This is a genomic window from Phocaeicola oris (assembly GCF_021295095.1).
GTDB lineage: Bacteria > Bacteroidota > Bacteroidia > Bacteroidales > Bacteroidaceae > Phocaeicola > Phocaeicola oris.
This window is the reverse complement of sequence record NZ_JAJLQX010000014.1, coordinates 1-17,109: the sequence shown is the minus strand read 5'-3', so window position 1 is coordinate 17,109 and position 17,109 is coordinate 1. Positions and strand designations below refer to the sequence as shown.

Genomic DNA, 17,109 nt, shown 5'->3' with positions numbered 1-17,109 from the left:
AATTTAAATTTGTTATTAATTTCTACTCTTTAGACACCACAAAATTGAAAATAGTACAGATAAAAAGAAATATTTTGAAAAAAGTATTTTGCTTAGGTTTCACTTCAGACATTAAACAAAGATTAAAAGATACCATTGCGCTAATTACAAACAAGTTAAATAAGAATATAATAATAATATAAATAATAACTTTCTACCTAAAAAAGAAAGAACAAAGTCTTTCATCAATAACGAAAAGGAGAAAGTTTCCTATCAAATCATTGCTGTCCGGTAAACCTTTTCACAAATAAAATTTAGGGCTGACATTTCTCACGAGATATCAGCCCTTTTGATTATCTTTGTTTTTAGCATAACAACAAAAGCATAATCATGAGCAAAGATAGCAATTTCTTCGGAGAGCCGGTTTATAGTCAGGTGTTAAAGTTACTTGATCGCGAGAAAATCACGCAAATCAGTCGCGAGACTCCCGGAAGTGAGGCTTATGTGAAGCGTTTCGACGGGTATCGGCACTTGGTTGTTATGCTTTTCGGCATATTGAAACACTTTGATTCTCTGCGTGAACTGGAGATAGGGATGAAGGCTGAGGCCCACAAACTCCGGCACCTTGGCATGGACTATCTTGTGCGCCTCAGCACGCTTGCTGAAGCCAATATCCGCCGTCCCCAGGAGTACTTCGCCAAGGTATATTCCTACCTGTTGGAGAAGTATGCCAAATTTTTAGCGGACAGTCGCCCTCCCAAGAGCCATAAAGGACAGACTCACGAGCCGAAGGACTGGGAAAAGCTGTTGTACATGATGGATTCAACCACCATCACTCTCTTTGACAACATCCTCAAGGGAGTAGGACGCCATCCGAAATCAGGAAAGAAGAAAGGGGGCATGAAAGTGCATACGATAATGAAGTATCATGTGGGGCTGCCGATGGTTGTACAGCTCACATCGGCGGCCAAGCACGACCATTACCTGCTCAAGGAGGTGCATCTGCCCAAAGGATCCAATCTGGCTATCGATCGTGCATACATTGACATGGCCCAATTCCAACGACTGACGGAAGAGGACGTGTGCTATGTTACGAAGATGAAGGCATACCTTCTCAAGATAGAAATGCTTCAGACAGCGATAGTCGGAATCATGAAAGAGAATCATTATCAGCATAATTTCTGCCTTTGACATCGTGGAAGAGCGATGATATTTCCTCTTGTGAACCGGTTTTATGGTATATGTTGCCATCATAGCGTCAAAAAACTTACAGAAATCGTCTGCCATACAAAAGATTTCAGTAACTTTGTTCTCGGTGATCATAGCGATTTTTGTTTGTAATTCTTTGGATTTTAACACTATAAAGTTACAACAAATTTCGCTAATCACCCAATTTACAAGTACTTATAATTCATCGAACTCACGTTAATTAAGTTTTATGACCGATATGTTAAGGTAAGAAAAAAAAGAATCCCAGCTCTTTTGTGAGTCGGGATTCAAAATATAAATCAAAAACTAATTAGTTCCAATTAGGATTTTGCTTCAAATTAGGATTAACCACCATATCCTGAGAACTGATTGGAGTATAGTAACATTTTGTATCGAATGTATATATACCTTTTTTGTCTGTCGGTTCTATAAATCCGTCTGTTGATACATTAATGCCGTCAACATCAATAATGTAAACAGCTAATCCTTTAGCAACTTCTGCTTCCTTTTCAGCCTGAGAAGAAACAATAGCTACATCAGCTTTTCCGTCACCGGTCAAGTCAATTTCCGCAGGGAATGTAGTACCCACATAAATTCCTTTACCCTGATCCTCGAATGTCTTACCCATTGCCCATCTGAACAAATCAGCCCTACGAAAACCTTCGAATGCCAGCTCAACACGACGCTCACGACGAACTTCGAGAACAGCACCTTCTTGTGAAGAACTTACATTAGAATATTTTGCTTTCAATACAGGATCTATATTACTTAACCAATCGGAAAGCTGTGCCGTAGGCATACCTGCACGTACACGAAGCAAATTGATTGTCTTATCCAAATCAGACTGTTCTAAAGTTCCCATTTCTGCCTTGGCTTCAGCATAAATCAGAAGAATCTCCGCATAACGGAACAAGGAGATATCACCAAAGCACGTATTACCTGAACCATACCCCGAAACATTCTCACCATTTTTCATGGGCTCGTATTTCTGAAGATTATAGCCTTCAACCTGATTAATATACTGAACATACGGAATTTCATTTCCCGGACGAATAAATCCCGGATAAATAAATGTTGCCCCTAACCGTGGGTCGCGATTCTTAAATCCTTCTACGTATGACTTAACATTATAACCGTCAACAGAAGTATAAGGCATAGCAGTACCATTATCCTTCAAATAAAGATAAGAGTCAAACAAGTCTTTTGAAGCTCCGTAATTACCACCCGAAAAGCCTCCGCTGTACCACCACATGATGCCCATACCTCTATCATAATCGCGATAAAGGATAGCTTCCGGATTACCTGCAAGAGAAGTATTACGGAAGAAACCGCCATAATCGGAAGACAAAGAATACCCCATAGTCATTAACTGTTCGCATGCATCAATAGCAAACTGATAATAAGTATTAGCATCACTTAAACCAAGCTCGGCATGGTACTTGCGCCAAGAAGCCTCTTCCAAACAGATACGAGCCTTAAGAGCTATAGCTGCATCCTTAGAAATATGAACATGATCCCCCAGCTCACCGGCAGGTTTCATGTTCTCAATGGCATAATTCAAATCAGCGACGATTGAATCGACCACCATTGCACGTGAGTCTTGAGTTTTATAAAGCAGGTCATCATCATTTGTCTGCAAATCGCGACTATACCAAGGTACATCAGAATACGTTCTGACTTTATCATAATAAAACATAGCACGAGTTAAACGTGCAAAGCCTTTATAATGATTAGCTTTAGCACCAGAGGCATTACCCATACGCGCAATCATAAAATTAACTACACGAATCGAACTCCAATCCCATTTACCAATATTATTCGCGTTAACAGCGCCGGACATGAACCTGTACAAACCGTCCGTCGTATTACCAACTACAACATTATCCGACGGAGAATCCGCTATGGCAGCAGATGTATTTGTTCCCACATAATAATATGGATAGAAACCATTAGAATACAACTCCAAATCAGCGTCAGTCTTAAAGAAACTTGTTTCAGTAATTGAAGTTTCCGGTTTCTGATCAAGGAAAGAATCATTACAACTTGTCATCAACAAGCCTGTAAGAGCAAATATGATTAAATATATCTTTTTCATTTTCCTAAATTTTATTGGTTAGAATGTAACATTAACACCAAAAGAATGATGTTTCTGAATTGGGTAATATTCCCAGCCCAAGTTCTCAGGATCGGCTTTATAACCATCATATAAGCCCGAACAAGTGAACAAGTTCTCTCCAGAGTAGTAAACTCTAATTCTTTGAATAGGGAGTTTACCTAAAACAGATTTAGGAATGGTATAACCTATCTGTAAGTTCTTCAGTCGAATATAAGCAGCATTTTGCAAGTAACGAGTCTGGGGAGCACCTAACTCTTTCGTTTCAGAGTGGGCATTGCCTTGACATAATTTAGGGAAGTATTTACTTGTATCCTGATTCTCTTCAGTCCAACGATCAGTATAATTTGATAATGGCTCGGCATACCAACTAATACTATACATACCCCAGAAGAACCTGTCATACCATGTAGGATAATATTGATGTTTCAAAACTCCTTGGAAAAACGCAGTAACATCGAAGTTGTTCCATTGAGCTCCCAACGTGATACCAAAACGGTAGCGAATAGATGAGTTACCTATTTTATATAAATCACCATGATCATCTAAAGTATATGCTCCTCTTGTAATCTTGCCATCGTCATTACGATCCTCCCATTTTATAGTACCTGCTGATTGAGGATATTTACCCGCTTGATACAAAAGCTCAGACTGATCTGCCCAGTTGACAGCTTCTTCATTAGAAGCAAAAAGCCCTAAGGTGTTTAAGCCCCAAATTTCACCAATCCGCTGCCCTACATAATAAGAATCCAAAGAACCGGTTGAATTGGCTACTTTTGTAATCTCCGCCCATGCGTCAGACATATTCAAATCAATATTGTAATTGAACGGCTTACCAGCTAAGTTAAACTGATCTCTCCAGCCCAACGTAGCATCCCAACCAATGGTTTTTAAGTTCGCCGCATTCTCTTTTGGAACACTTGTACCTAAAACAGAAGGAAGATCACGAGCTTGAGTTGTCAACATATCTTTTGTATCACGACGATAAATGTCACCCGTGAAAGTTAAACGATTATTCAAGAAAGCTAAATCAATACCTATATCGGCTGTTGTCACCTTCTCCCAAGTTAAATTACCGGCAACTAATCCCGGAGTTCCTACGTACATAGGATAAGAGCCTCCTAAATTAATGCCGGTATTTGTTCCAGCGTACATAGTGGCGATATAAGCATACGCGTCAACGTCCTGATTACCCAAACGACCATAAGATCCACGAATCTTGAACTGATCAACAATACTCTTCAATGGCTCGAAAAAAGCCTCATTTGAAACAATCCATGCGACAGATCCCGAAGGATTGAATACGGTACGGCTGGCGTGTGGGAACCGCGAAGTCATATCACGACGGAAATTAAATTCAGCGATATATTTATCGTTGAAGATATAACCTAAACGACCATATAAACCACGCAATGCCCAAGTAATAGTTTCTTCATTTACTGTTTGAGTTCCATAAGCCAAATTATAAGAAGGAACGGAAGTAGTAATCAGATGATCACGAAATCCATACTGTGAATTATAACGATACGATTCTTGATTGAAACCAATTATTGCTGTCACGTCATGCAAATTAGTAAATTTCTTATGAAATGTTCCATACATATCCCATGTGATATGTCTCACACGAGCATTGGTTGAACTTGCTGAAGAGACTTCCTGATTTATCCATCCGCCGGAATCAAAACCACCCGTACCTGCAAAAGGAAGATACGCCTTATCAGTAGCAACTTTTTGAAGAGAAAAGTTGTATGTCCCATTAAAGAAAAGAACATCTTTGATAAAATCAATACGAGTAGAAAACTGCTGATTAATCGTCGTATCATGTTTCTTTGCATTACCTCCATCAACCAAGTAACCTACTTGAGTAGCCCAATCATAAACGATTCCATTCTCCGGACATTTATAATATGGACCAAATTGAATTGCAGAAAGCAAACTTTCAATAACAGTACCATACCCCCATTGATTTTTACGTTTATCATCATGTTTATCCAAATAATAACTACTTGTCTTATATTCAGTAGATATCATACTGGTATTAGTACTAACTTTCCACCAAGGAGTGACTTGAATATCCAATTTAGCGCGTGTATTATATTGAGCATAATCATTTCTGCCATACTTAATCATGCCATCTTGATTCTGATAGTTACCGGAAACATAATAGTTCACTCGCTCAGTCTTACCGGAAAGATTAATATTATGATTCTGCGTAAATGCATTGTTCTTGATATAAGTCTTAGCAGGATTAAAATAATCAAAGTAAAAGTACTCGTCCCATGCAGAATGATAAAAATAATTCGGTTTGCTCTTATCTGCTTTCCATGCAGCAATTGCGTCAAACATTTCTGTCGGCCAAGAACCTGCATTCGGATTGCCTGTCTCTGCTTGGTTTCTATCACGGAAGAATGCATTTACATCGGAAAGGTATTCCGGAGTGACAGTCAATCCTCGGAAATCAATATTACCATTATAGTTGACAGTAACCTTTTCTGACTTACCTGTCTTAGTAGTAACCAAAATAACACCGTAAGCAGCACGAGAACCATAAATAGCAGATGAAGCAGCATCTTTCAAGACAGAAATATTCTCAATGTCGGCCGGATTCAAATGGTTCAATTCGGTAGCATCTGAAATCACGCCATCAATAACAACCAAAGGAGAACCTCCGTTGATAGATGTAAAACCACGAATATTAAATGAAGGTAAATCATTAGGGTCACCAGAAGTTGGATCAATGTTTAAGTTGGCAACAGCACCTTGCAATGCTATACCGACATTTGAAATAGGACGGTCATCCAATTTCTTGGTATCGGCAGTTGCAACGGCACCGGACAGATTAGCTTTCTTCTGAACAGCATAACCAACGACTACAACCTCTTCCAAAGATTCAGAGTCTTCTACAAGAGTTATATTTAACGCAGTTTTACCACTGACTCCTATTTGCTGGGTCTTATAACCTACGAAAGATACCTCTAATGTAGCATTGCCATGTACTTCCAAAGAGAAGTTTCCATCGTAATCGGTAATTGTTCCGTTAGATGTTCCTTTTTCAAGGATACTTGCGCCAATAACTGCTTCGCCATTACTATCAACAACACGACCGGTTACTCTTTTCTTGGTTTGCTGAGTAAGATTAACCCCCTCAGGAGTGCTATCAAATTTCTCTGCATAAACTGGGTGTTGTGCAAAGCAAACGAGAGCCATTAAGAATGAAACTCTCACAAAATTAGATGTCCATTTCTTTGTTCTTAGGGTGGACTTACCTAACAACGTCTTTTTTCTCATAACTTCGCTCAAATAATTAATAATTTAATCATTATACTACCTTAATTTTTTTTAACGACATACAAGTATTAGCTTCATCCCACCCGATCAGAACCCTTTCTTTCCTTAAAAGTCAATCTTTTGTAAAACATGACTTTAGCTGTTCTTATTTATACTTAAGCAATATATAAGTATTCACTCACACTACATATTTTCACAAAAATACAGGAACTTTTCTAAATATCAAGATCTTTTTTATTTTTTTCCTATTCAACAAATAAAACAAGTTTTTTAACCCATAATAAATAAAAATCATAAAATAGCCTTTCATAATTTCCAATATCTCTTAATATATATATGATAATTAAGTTTATGAAAATCAAATCTTTAAATGCGATGAAAATACAAATATCAGAAACGATGATAGAAAAGTTATATTCAAATTATAAAGCTCACTTGTGCGATATTGTTGAGACAAAACCTCAATCAAGACCTCTTTAAAAAGAGATACAGATAAACCGGCAAAGTGATCCGTATAAATCATCTAACTCATACGTATGAGTTGCTCAACTCATCCGCATGAATCGATCAACTCGTCCGCATGAACTGAGTAACTCATCCGCATCATTTTAGCAGCTCGTCCGTATCACTTTTATGACTTATCCTCATTACCGAGTAAGTCTTCGTGTATCCGCTACAACATTTATTTGATTATCAATCTATTATATTAGAATATTATGATGATTCATCGGTTAAGATTTGCTATCTTAATAAAAGATTTACTGCTTTTGAAACTTATATAAAACAGAACTATGCGGCTTTAATGTTACTACCAATGCTTTACCATACTCCACTTTCTCACCTGTCCACAGATTAACGCATTGCATAGAGTTAATAACCCCATATTGTGCTAAGTCGGGAGTAAAGTCAACATCTTTGTCATCATCTAAATTAAAAAACGCAAGATAGCATTCTCCTGTTTCCTGATTGACCGATGAAATGATATATTTTGAATCACCTTCTACTTCATAACTTGTTACCTTTGCGTCACGATGCATTCTTAAAATTTCTTTGTTGGTGAGCAATGAAAGCGTAAAATCATCCATTGTGCCCAAATCACCTCCATACATCAACGGGGAACGAACAATGGTAAAAAGCGTCATAAGCGTATATTGCTCATCTTTTGTAAGTCGGGTCATACGATCCTCACCACGTTCACCACGGATAGAAATATGCCCCAACGGAATCATATCACAATCCGGCCAAGCTCCTTTAAAGTTGTTCGGGAACCAATCCTCTGCAACCTTCATTAAGTTCGGAATATCTTTCCATACATCCCAGACATCATCCACCATACGCCACATATTCGCATGGTTACTGACATGTCGTGCTTCCGAAATCGGAGTCTTTCCTGGAGAAAGACTTAAAACGATGGGACGTCCGCATTGATCAATCGCATGACGAACCAATTCAATTTCATCCTTATGATACGGACGGGAAATATCATCAATCTTCACAAAGTCGACACCCCAATCGGCATACATACTAAATATAGAATTGTAATACTCCTGAGCACCCGGTTTAGAAGCAACCACCGTATAGTTATCTTTTAACCATTCACACTGATTATCAGGAGAATAAATCTGATTGGCCGTAATATTTTTCGTTCCTTTTATCGGAAGTTTTTGCTCAACAGCTTTCTTTGGGATGCCACGCATAATATGAATACCAAACTTCAGCCCTTTAGAATGAACATAATCGGCTAATACTTTAAATCCTTTCCCACCTTTAGAAGAAGGGAAACGGTTGACAGCCGGCTGATAACGGCCGAATTCATCGAGTACATAGCGTGGATCGTCCTGATTATAACCACCCGCTTTATCATTTTCCACAAACCAACGAATATCAACTACAACATATTCCCAACCATACTCTTTCAAATTAGTTGCCATATAATCGGCATTTGACTTTACTTCGTTCTCCATAACCGTGGGGCCATAACAATCCCAGCTGTTCCATCCCATCGGAGGAGTTTGAGTCCATTCTTTAAATTCTCCTTCTTTAAAGATAGAAGTTTGATTTTGCTTTTTCTGCCCGCAAGAAATCAATATTGCAGAAAAACATAATAAAGCTAACGTTTCGTTTTTCATATTATTATAAGTTAAAGTTTTTTTACAGGTTGTATGCTATCTATTCTCCTTTATATATAAGGAAAGAAAGATAGCTTTCATCAAATTTTTCGTTTGCCACCTCTTGAATCTCTTTAGCAGTGATCGCCCGGATACGGTCGTAAATTTCTTCCGGCTCATCATACCGGTTATAATGTAAGAAGATCTTTCCCATTTCCAAAGCGTTATTCTCAAAATTATCTCCTGCAACACCTAACTGTCCTATTAGCTGTTTCTTGGCAGCATCCAGTTGAAGCGTAGTCAATTTATTTTCTTTCAACTTTTTAAGTTCTTTCTTTGTTAACTCCAAGCACCGGTCTGTATCTTTCCTGTCACAACCGAAATAGATGGAGAATACCCCCGTATCGGTATAAGCGGTAATATTAGCCTCCACCGTATAAACCAAGCCATGACGTTCACGAAGTGAAACATTCAGCCGACTGTTCATTCCCGGTCCACCCAAGATATTATTCAACAGATAAAGTACGCTTTGCTTTTTCTCTTTAGCTCCATATCCTCGACAGCCAATCATTACGTGATCCTGATGAGTATTCTTTTGAAGCATAACACGTTGAGGATGATAAGGCAAAATAGGTATTCGCTGATAAGTAAAAGGCGACTTAGGCAAGTCTGAAGTTAACTTGTCCAACAAACTAACAATACGTTTGAATTTATGATTTCCTTGAACAAAGAATACCATGTTTTCCGGATGATAGAATTTTTTTGTAAACACTAAAGCATCTGCTGTTTTAAAATGACGAAGCAATTCCGGCTTTCCTAAAATATTCCTTCCGAGAGAATGTCCTTTAAAAAGCATATTCTCTATATCATCATATATCAGTTCCGACGGGCTATCCTCATAACTCTGAATTTCATCAATAATAACTTCCACTTCCTTATCAATCTCTGCTTGTGGAAAGATACTGTGAAATACAATATCCGTCAATAATTCCGCAGCCCTATAAAAATCTTCTTTCAAGCAGTCAATGTAAACAATGGTCTCTTCCTTTCCGGTGAACGCGTCCAAGTTTCCACCTACATTCTCCATACGGTTCAGAATATGCCAGGCACGCCGCTTATGAGTTCCCTTAAAAATATTATGCTCCACAAAATGAGCCATACCTTGCTGATCATCCTGTTCGTCTCGCGTTCCGACATTTGTTGCGAAACCACAATAAGTAACAGGTGAGCCTGTTGGTACATGGATGATTCGCAGTCCGTTTGACAATGTCTCTGTTTGAAAAGCCATTTCCTTAACAATTCATATTATTCGACAAAATTACAACAAAAGTTCATCTCTTTCATTAAAAATACGGATAAATGACCTATATTTGTACAACAAACAAAACGAGATATGCAGAGTATAGGTATTTTTTGTTCGGCATCTAACAATATCGATCCGAAGTATTATAAATGTGCTGACGAATTCGGAAAATGGATGGGTGAACATAAAAAGACATTAGTTTATGGTGGAGCCAATGTAGGATTGATGGATTGTGTCTCAAGAGTGGCAAAACAATATGGTTCACGCATTATCGGAGTAGTGCCTACCCGTATCTTGGAATTGGGCAAAGCAAGTGCTATTTTGGACGAGATGATTCCATGTAAGACATTGACCGACAGAAAAGACATTTTGCTACAGAAGTCGGATGTATTGGTTGCATTGCCCGGAGGTATCGGTACACTGGATGAAGTGTTTCATGTAATGGCTGCAGCTTCTTTGGACTATCACCATAAGAAAATCGTCTTTTTTAATATAGATGGATTTTGGCAAGGCATTATTGATTTTTTAAGCGGACTGGAGAAACAACATTTTGCTCATCATCCACTAAACAATTATTTTGTTGTAGCCAATAATATAAATGAACTAACTGAACTTTTAAAATAAGAGGAATGGAACTGATTATTAATTCTATTCATGAACTGCTGAAGAAAGAATCGGAAGCAATAAAGAATATTCCAATAACCGACAGTTATGAAAAAGCTGTCAACTTGATAGTGGAACAAGTCCATCACAAGAAAGGTAAATTGGTTACAACCGGTATGGGTAAAGCCGGTCAGATAGCTATGAATATTGCAACAACCTTTTGCTCAACAGGCATCCCTTCCGTTTTTCTGCATCCAAGTGAAGCCCAACACGGTGATCTTGGTATTCTACAGGAAAACGACCTAATGTTGTTAATTTCCAACTCCGGGAAAACTCGTGAAATAGTTGAACTGACTCAACTGGCCCATGTGCTAAATCCTGCATTAAGGTATATTGTCATTACAGGAAATCCGGATAGTCCATTGGCAAAAGAATCAGATATCTGTATTTATACCGGTCATCCGGATGAAGTCTGTACATTGGGTATGACACCTACAACTTCGACTACTGTCATGACTGTCATCGGCGATATATTAGTTGTTGAAACAATGAAACGGACAGGCTTTACCATCGAGGACTATAGCAAACGTCATCATGGTGGTTACTTGGGAAAGAAAGCCAGAGCCCTTTCCAATGATAAATAGAGAAAGACATGCGAAAGGTTATTGGTGTTGGGGAAACAATATTAGACATTCTTTTTAAAGACAATCAACCAACAGCTTCCGTACCAGGAGGTTCTGTGTTTAATGGCATTATTTCTTTAGGAAGGTTAGGAGTAAATGTTAGTTTCATCAGTGAAGTAGGGAGCGATCGGATAGGGACAATGATTCTCAATTTCATGAAAGAGAATGGCGTAAGCACAAATATGGTAAACATATTCCAAGAAGGAAAATCTCCTGTCTCATTAGCTTTTTTGGATGAACACAACAATGCGCGATATCAGTTTTATCGTGACTATCCAAAGTTACGACTCGACATAAACGCCCCCGACATCACCAGTGATGATATTCTGATAATAGGATCCTATTACGCTGTAACTCCAATTCTCCGTGACAAAATAAAAGCAATATTAGATATCGCATGTAATAAAGGTGCAATCATCTACTACGACGTGAATTTCAGAAGCAGCCATAAAGGAGAAGCCATTAAGTTGATGCCTGCAGTGATAGAGAATTTTGAGTATGCGGATATCATACGAGGTTCAAAAGAAGACTTCCAAACGATGTTCAATTTAAATGACGGTAAGCAAGCCTATAAACAAAAAACAGAATTCTATACTCCTTATTTTATATATACACAGGGATCAGAGCCAATCCGACTGTTCGCCGGAAAGATTCAAAAAGATTATCCGTTAGAGCATATTGACGCAGTAAGCACTATCGGTGCCGGAGACAATTTTAACGCAGGCGTCATCTACGGGATATTGAAAGATGACATTCGGAAAAAAGATTTACCCAATCTGACTATTGAAGATTGGGATAAGATTATTCAGTACGGAAAAGACTTTAGTGCTGAAGTTTGCAAAAGTTTAAGCAACTCTATCTCAAAAGAGTTCGCTTTAAGCTACGATAAATAAAGAATGGAAGATAAATTTGACATACGAGAAGAACAACTCTCAAAGAATGAACGAGATTTTGAGAACGCCTTACGGCCGCTGAGTTTTGGAGATTTCAGCGGACAAGATAAGGTGGTGGCAAATCTGCGTATTTTTGTGGAAGCTGCCAAACTGAGAGGTGAACCTCTTGATCATACCTTATTACATGGACCTCCTGGATTAGGAAAGACGACATTAAGCCAAATCATTGCCAATGAATTAGGTGTAGGATTCAAAGTGACTTCAGGTCCGGTATTAGATAAACCGGGCGACTTAGCCGGTGTACTTACCAGTCTGGAGCCTAATGATGTACTTTTCATTGATGAAATACATCGATTAAGTCCGGTTGTCGAAGAATACCTTTACTCAGCGATGGAAGATTATCGTATTGATATCATGATAGACAAGGGTCCATCGGCCCGTAGCATTCAATTGGAGTTAAATCCGTTTACACTGATTGGAGCAACAACCCGAAGCGGCTTGCTGACATCTCCATTACGTGCCCGTTTTGGTATTAACTTGCATTTGGAATACTACGACGATGATGTTTTGAAAAAAATAATTCTTCGTTCAGCAAAGATTTTGAATATACCGTGTGAAGACAACGCTGCCGCAGAAATAGCCTCTCGAAGTAGAGGAACACCTCGTGTAGCCAATGCTTTACTCCGTAGGGTACGAGACTTCGCGCAAGTAAAAGGATCTGGGAAAATTGACGTGGAAATTGCTTGTTTTGCATTAGAGGCATTAAATATTGATCGTTATGGATTAGATCAGGTAGATAATAAGATTCTGTTAACCATCATCGATAAATTTAATGGTGGACCTGTGGGAATCTCAACCATAGCGACAGCTTTAAGCGAAGATGCCGGAACTGTAGAGGAGGTATACGAACCTTTCCTTATTAAAGAAGGGTTTTTAAAGCGAACACCAAGAGGTCGCGAAGTAACCGATTTGGCTTATAATCATTTAGGAAGAAACAGAATGACTCAACGTGAAAGGACGTTGTTTGATGATTAAAGATGGCAGAGTTAAAATCGCTGGCGAAAGATACAGCCATTTATGGATTGAGTAGTATAATCGGCAGATTCCTAAACTATCTGCTGGTACCTATTTATGCCATGGCTATGTCAGCGTCCTCAGGAGGATATGGTATTGTCACTGAAGTATATGCATGGACTGCTTTGTTAATGGTAATTCTTACTTATGGTATGGAAACCACTTTCTTCCGATTCGTTAATAAAGAAGCGGAAAATCCTGCAATTGTTTACTCTACCGTGCTGAAGATGGTAGGTACTACCTCTTTGTTCTTTGCCATTATTTGCATACTTCTTCTGCGTCCTATTGCTTCGGTTATGGGATATGCCGATCATCCTTGGTATATTGGAATGATGGTATTTGTTGTCGCTCAAGATGCTTTTCAATGTATTCCTTTCGCTTACTTACGATATAAACGTCAGGCTTTGAAATTTGCTTTACTGAAGTTGTTATTCATCATCTTGAATATTGCGCTTAACCTAACTTATTATGTATTTATGAAAGGAAATGACGTATTCTACGCTTTTCTGTTCAACCTGATTTGTACTTCTTTCATCGGACTTCTGCTAATCCCAACATTGAAATTCCGCGGCGGATTTAACAGACACTTAGCTAAGCGAATGCTAAATTATAGCTATCCTATATTAATATTAGGCATAGCCGGAATTTTAAATCAAGTGGCCGATAAAATCATCTTCCGTCATGTCTATCCGGACGCGGAAAGTGCCAAGTCTCAATTAGCTATCTATGGAGCCTGTAGTAAAATAGCCATGATAATGGCTATGCTCACTCAAGCATTCCGATATGCTTACGAGCCTTTTGTTTTCGGCAAGAGTAAAGATAAAGACAGTAAAGAAACTTATGCGCAAGGCATGAAGTATTTCATTATCTTTACATTACTTGCGTTCCTCGCTGTCATGTTTTATCTGGATATCTTGAAATACATTCTGCAACCGGATTACTGGGAGGGCTTAAAAGTCGTTCCAATAGTCATGGCCGCTGAGATTTTCATGGGTGTTTACTTTAATCTCTCTTTTTGGTATAAACTAATTGACCAAACAAAATGGGGAGCTTACTTCTCATTTGCCGGATGTTTCGTATTAATTGCCATCAACGTTATATTTGTCCCTATCTACGGATATATAGCTTGTGCATGGGCTGGCTTTACCGGATACGCTGTTGCCATGTTGCTTTCGTATTTCATAGGACAAAAGAAATTCCCTATCAATTATGATCTAAAAAATATAGGGACATACGTATTGCTTGCCATCATACTATATCTAATTGCGATGAATCTGCCGTTCGAGAATTCCATTCTTGTACTAACTGTCAGAACAGTTCTACTATTTGTATTCGTCGCTTACATCATAAAAAAGGATCTGCCATTGAAGGCTATCCCTTTTATCAATCGCTTTGTCAAATAAAAACATATTAAAATGAAGAAATTACTTGTATTGTTAATGTTCTTACCTCTCTTTGTGTACGGACACGAAGGAATGTGGCTCCCGGGAGTTATAACTCCTGAAACCAGACAACTTATGAAAGAGTTAGGACTTGAGATGACTCCGGAGCAATTGTATAATCCGAACGGAACAAGTTTATGTAATGCCATCGTCAGCTTAGGTGGAGGCTTCTGTTCCGGTGTCGTTGTTTCTCCGGATGGATTGATTTTCACTAATCACCATTGTGGATTCGGGAGCATTCAGGAACATAGCTCAGTAGAACACGACTATTTAAAATATGGATTCGCTGCCCGATCTTTCAAAGAAGAATTACCGAACCCTGACCTGTTTATCAGCTTCTTAGTCCGTTCGGAAGATGTAACGAACAGAGTATTGGGTGTCTTACCAAAAGGTGTTGATGAGGCTCGTCGCACTGTATTGGTTGATTCTATCTCTCAGATCATCACAAATGAAGCTCTACAGTCGGACTCAACACTGAGAGCAAAAGTCAGTCCGTTCTATGGTGGTAGCGAATACTATTTAGCTGTTTACAAAGACTTCAATGATGTTCGTTTGGTTTTCGCACCTCCTTCGTCTGCTGGAAAATTTGGCGGAGATACCGATAACTGGATGTGGCCGCGACACACTTGCGACTTTTCCGTATTCCGTATTTATGCAAATAAAAATAATGAGCCAAGCAACTACTCAGAAGACAATGTTCCTTATCGCCCGACTTATTATGCGCCTGTTTCTTTAAAAGGATATCAGCAAGGATCGTTCTGTATGACCATGGGATACCCCGGTTCAACCAGTCGTTACCTCTCTTCATACGGAGTGGAAGAGCGCGTCCGAGACAACATGGCGATGATTGATGTACGAACCGTAAAGCTGGACATTTTAAAGAAGGCTATGGAAAGCAGTGACAAAATGCGTATTATGTACTCTTCAAAGTTTGCCAACAGTTCTAACTACTGGAAAAACAGCATCGGAATGAATAAGGCAATCAAAGAGTTAAGCGTAATAGAAAAGAAACAAGCTATAGAAACTTCAATTCAGAAATGGATTGATGAGAAGAAAGAAAATCGTGCAGAATATAAACCGATATTCAAAGAGTTGGAACAAAGTTATGAAGAGCGAAAGACGCTTAAAAATGCAAATACGTATTTAGTAGAGACTTATCTTAACGGACCGGAAATTATTACTACAGCTCTACAAATGATGATGTTTGACAATGAAGGTTCAACCGATGAAGAACGTGCTCATTTCAGGAATCAGATAAACAATATATATAAGGATTACGATTTGGAAACAGATAAGAAACTATTTATTGCTTTAGCTGACAAGTATAAAGCTAACGTAGATACCGCGTATCTGCTTCCTTTATATAAGGATATCGATGAGAAATATAATGGCAATACTCAAGCATTTGCCGACTATCTGTACAGTAACTCCGACTTTACTTCTACTCGTGCATTAGATCGTTTCTTCAGCGCAGATACTACTTTTGTTCTGGTAAATGATCCGGTCGGAGAACTGGCTATTGAAGTGATTGGCGAATATATGAAGATTAATAGTGAAATGGCAGAGTATAAAGAAACTATCAAAAAGGATGAACGCCTGCTGACCAACGCTCTTCGCGCTATGGAATCGGCTAAAGATTTTTATCCGGATGCCAATTCAACTATGCGTTTGAGCTTTGGTATGGTAGGAGGTTACAACCCGAAGGATGGCGTGCATAATGACTTCTTCACCACGACTAAAGGCATCTTTGAGAAACAGAAAGAAGCGGATGAAAATGCTGATTATGAAGTTCTCGATACATTACTTGATAATTTGAAGAAACGCGACTTCGGAAGCTACGGCACCAATGGGGACATGAATGTCTGTTTCATTTCGGATAATGATATCACCGGAGGAAACTCAGGAAGTGGAATGTTCAACGGAAAAGGTGAGCTTATCGGCTTGGCTTTCGATGGAAACTGGGAAGCAATGAGCGGTGATTTGGTATTCGAGCCAAATTTGCAACGTTGTATTGGAGTGGATATTCGCTATGTACTTTATATGATTGATAAGTATGCTAAAGATACCCGACTGATTAAAGAATTAAAACTTATGAACTAATAAGATAATATGACTATCCATTAAAATCGGATATAGCAAAGTTTGTTTCTGAGATGGCTTCATCAATACGAAACAGAAGAAAATTCGGTATCTTTGCCTGCAGAACCATCCGAGAACGCTATGGCAAACCGTAGCAAAGACGATTACCGTCAGGAGATCAAGGCGCAGAAGAAGCGCATCAGGGAGTTGGAAAAGGCATTGTCCTTTTCCAAGTTGGAAACCAAAGCCCGCGACATGATGATCGACAAGGCCGAGGTGTATTTTGATATTCAGATAAGAAAAAAATCTGGGGCCAGGTAGCAACGGAACCGGTC

The 17,109-nt window shown here is 38.7% G+C and carries 12 protein-coding genes and 1 pseudogene; 7 read left to right on the top strand and 6 right to left on the bottom strand.

What is annotated here, in order from left to right; genetic code table 11:
- The first annotated feature begins 369 nt into the window (after positions 1 to 369).
- Positions 370 to 1,170 carry a DUF4372 domain-containing protein gene (locus tag LO761_RS08180; protein ID WP_272817802.1) on the top strand — a complete coding sequence of 267 codons (801 nt, stop codon included), beginning with the start codon at positions 370 to 372 and terminating at the stop codon, positions 1,168 to 1,170.
- Here the strand turns inward: LO761_RS08180 and LO761_RS08175 are convergent.
- From LO761_RS08175 to LO761_RS08155, 5 genes and pseudogenes are all read right to left on the bottom strand, one after another.
- Positions 1,066 to 1,302: pseudogene (locus tag LO761_RS08175) on the bottom strand (IS982 family transposase); the annotation flags it as partial. The gene LO761_RS08180 and the pseudogene LO761_RS08175 sit on opposite strands and share 105 nt — an antisense overlap.
- A gap of 196 nt (positions 1,303 to 1,498) precedes the next feature.
- On the bottom strand, positions 1,499 to 3,283 hold the full coding sequence (locus LO761_RS08170) for a RagB/SusD family nutrient uptake outer membrane protein (RefSeq protein ID WP_272817801.1): 1,785 nt from the start codon (positions 3,281 to 3,283) through the stop codon (positions 1,499 to 1,501).
- A gap of 18 nt (positions 3,284 to 3,301) precedes the next feature.
- Complete coding sequence (locus LO761_RS08165; RefSeq protein WP_272817800.1) at positions 3,302 to 6,589, bottom strand: SusC/RagA family TonB-linked outer membrane protein; 3,288 nt, start codon at positions 6,587 to 6,589, stop codon at positions 3,302 to 3,304.
- A gap of 758 nt (positions 6,590 to 7,347) precedes the next feature.
- Positions 7,348 to 8,718, bottom strand: a complete 1,371-nt coding sequence (locus tag LO761_RS08160) for a glycoside hydrolase family 27 protein (protein ID WP_272817799.1) — start codon at positions 8,716 to 8,718, stop codon at positions 7,348 to 7,350.
- 40 nt (positions 8,719 to 8,758) lie between these two features.
- Positions 8,759 to 9,985 carry a M16 family metallopeptidase gene (locus tag LO761_RS08155; RefSeq protein WP_272817798.1) on the bottom strand — a complete coding sequence of 409 codons (1,227 nt, stop codon included), beginning with the start codon at positions 9,983 to 9,985 and terminating at the stop codon, positions 8,759 to 8,761.
- Positions 9,986 to 10,090: 105 nt separating this feature from the next.
- On the opposite strand from LO761_RS08155, the gene LO761_RS08150 reads away from it, so the two are divergent.
- From LO761_RS08150 to LO761_RS08125, 6 genes are read left to right on the top strand one after another with little or no spacing between them, the layout of a single operon-like run.
- Positions 10,091 to 10,624 (top strand): LOG family protein, encoded by a 534-nt coding sequence (locus tag LO761_RS08150; RefSeq protein ID WP_272817797.1) that lies wholly within the window; start codon positions 10,091 to 10,093, stop codon positions 10,622 to 10,624.
- A 14-nt stretch (positions 10,625 to 10,638) separates the two neighbouring features.
- Positions 10,639 to 11,247, top strand: coding sequence for an SIS domain-containing protein (locus tag LO761_RS08145; protein ID WP_272817850.1), 609 nt, complete (start codon positions 10,639 to 10,641; stop codon positions 11,245 to 11,247).
- 8 nt (positions 11,248 to 11,255) lie between these two features.
- The gene (locus tag LO761_RS08140) at positions 11,256 to 12,179 is read left to right on the top strand and encodes a carbohydrate kinase family protein (protein WP_272817796.1); all 924 of its coding nucleotides are present in this window, start codon (positions 11,256 to 11,258) and stop codon (positions 12,177 to 12,179) included.
- A 3-nt stretch (positions 12,180 to 12,182) separates the two neighbouring features.
- Positions 12,183 to 13,214 carry a Holliday junction branch migration DNA helicase RuvB gene (gene ruvB, locus LO761_RS08135; protein WP_272817795.1) on the top strand — a complete coding sequence of 344 codons (1,032 nt, stop codon included), beginning with the start codon at positions 12,183 to 12,185 and terminating at the stop codon, positions 13,212 to 13,214.
- A 2-nt stretch (positions 13,215 to 13,216) separates the two neighbouring features.
- Complete coding sequence (locus tag LO761_RS08130; protein WP_272817794.1) at positions 13,217 to 14,656, top strand: lipopolysaccharide biosynthesis protein; 1,440 nt, start codon at positions 13,217 to 13,219, stop codon at positions 14,654 to 14,656.
- A gap of 12 nt (positions 14,657 to 14,668) precedes the next feature.
- Positions 14,669 to 16,795 carry a S46 family peptidase gene (locus LO761_RS08125; RefSeq protein WP_272817793.1) on the top strand — a complete coding sequence of 709 codons (2,127 nt, stop codon included), beginning with the start codon at positions 14,669 to 14,671 and terminating at the stop codon, positions 16,793 to 16,795.
- Here the strand turns inward: LO761_RS08125 and LO761_RS08120 are convergent.
- Positions 16,778 to 17,109 (bottom strand): hypothetical protein (locus LO761_RS08120; protein ID WP_272817792.1); only part of this gene is annotated, 332 nt, incomplete at its 5' end. The two genes, LO761_RS08125 and LO761_RS08120, sit on opposite strands and share 18 nt — an antisense overlap.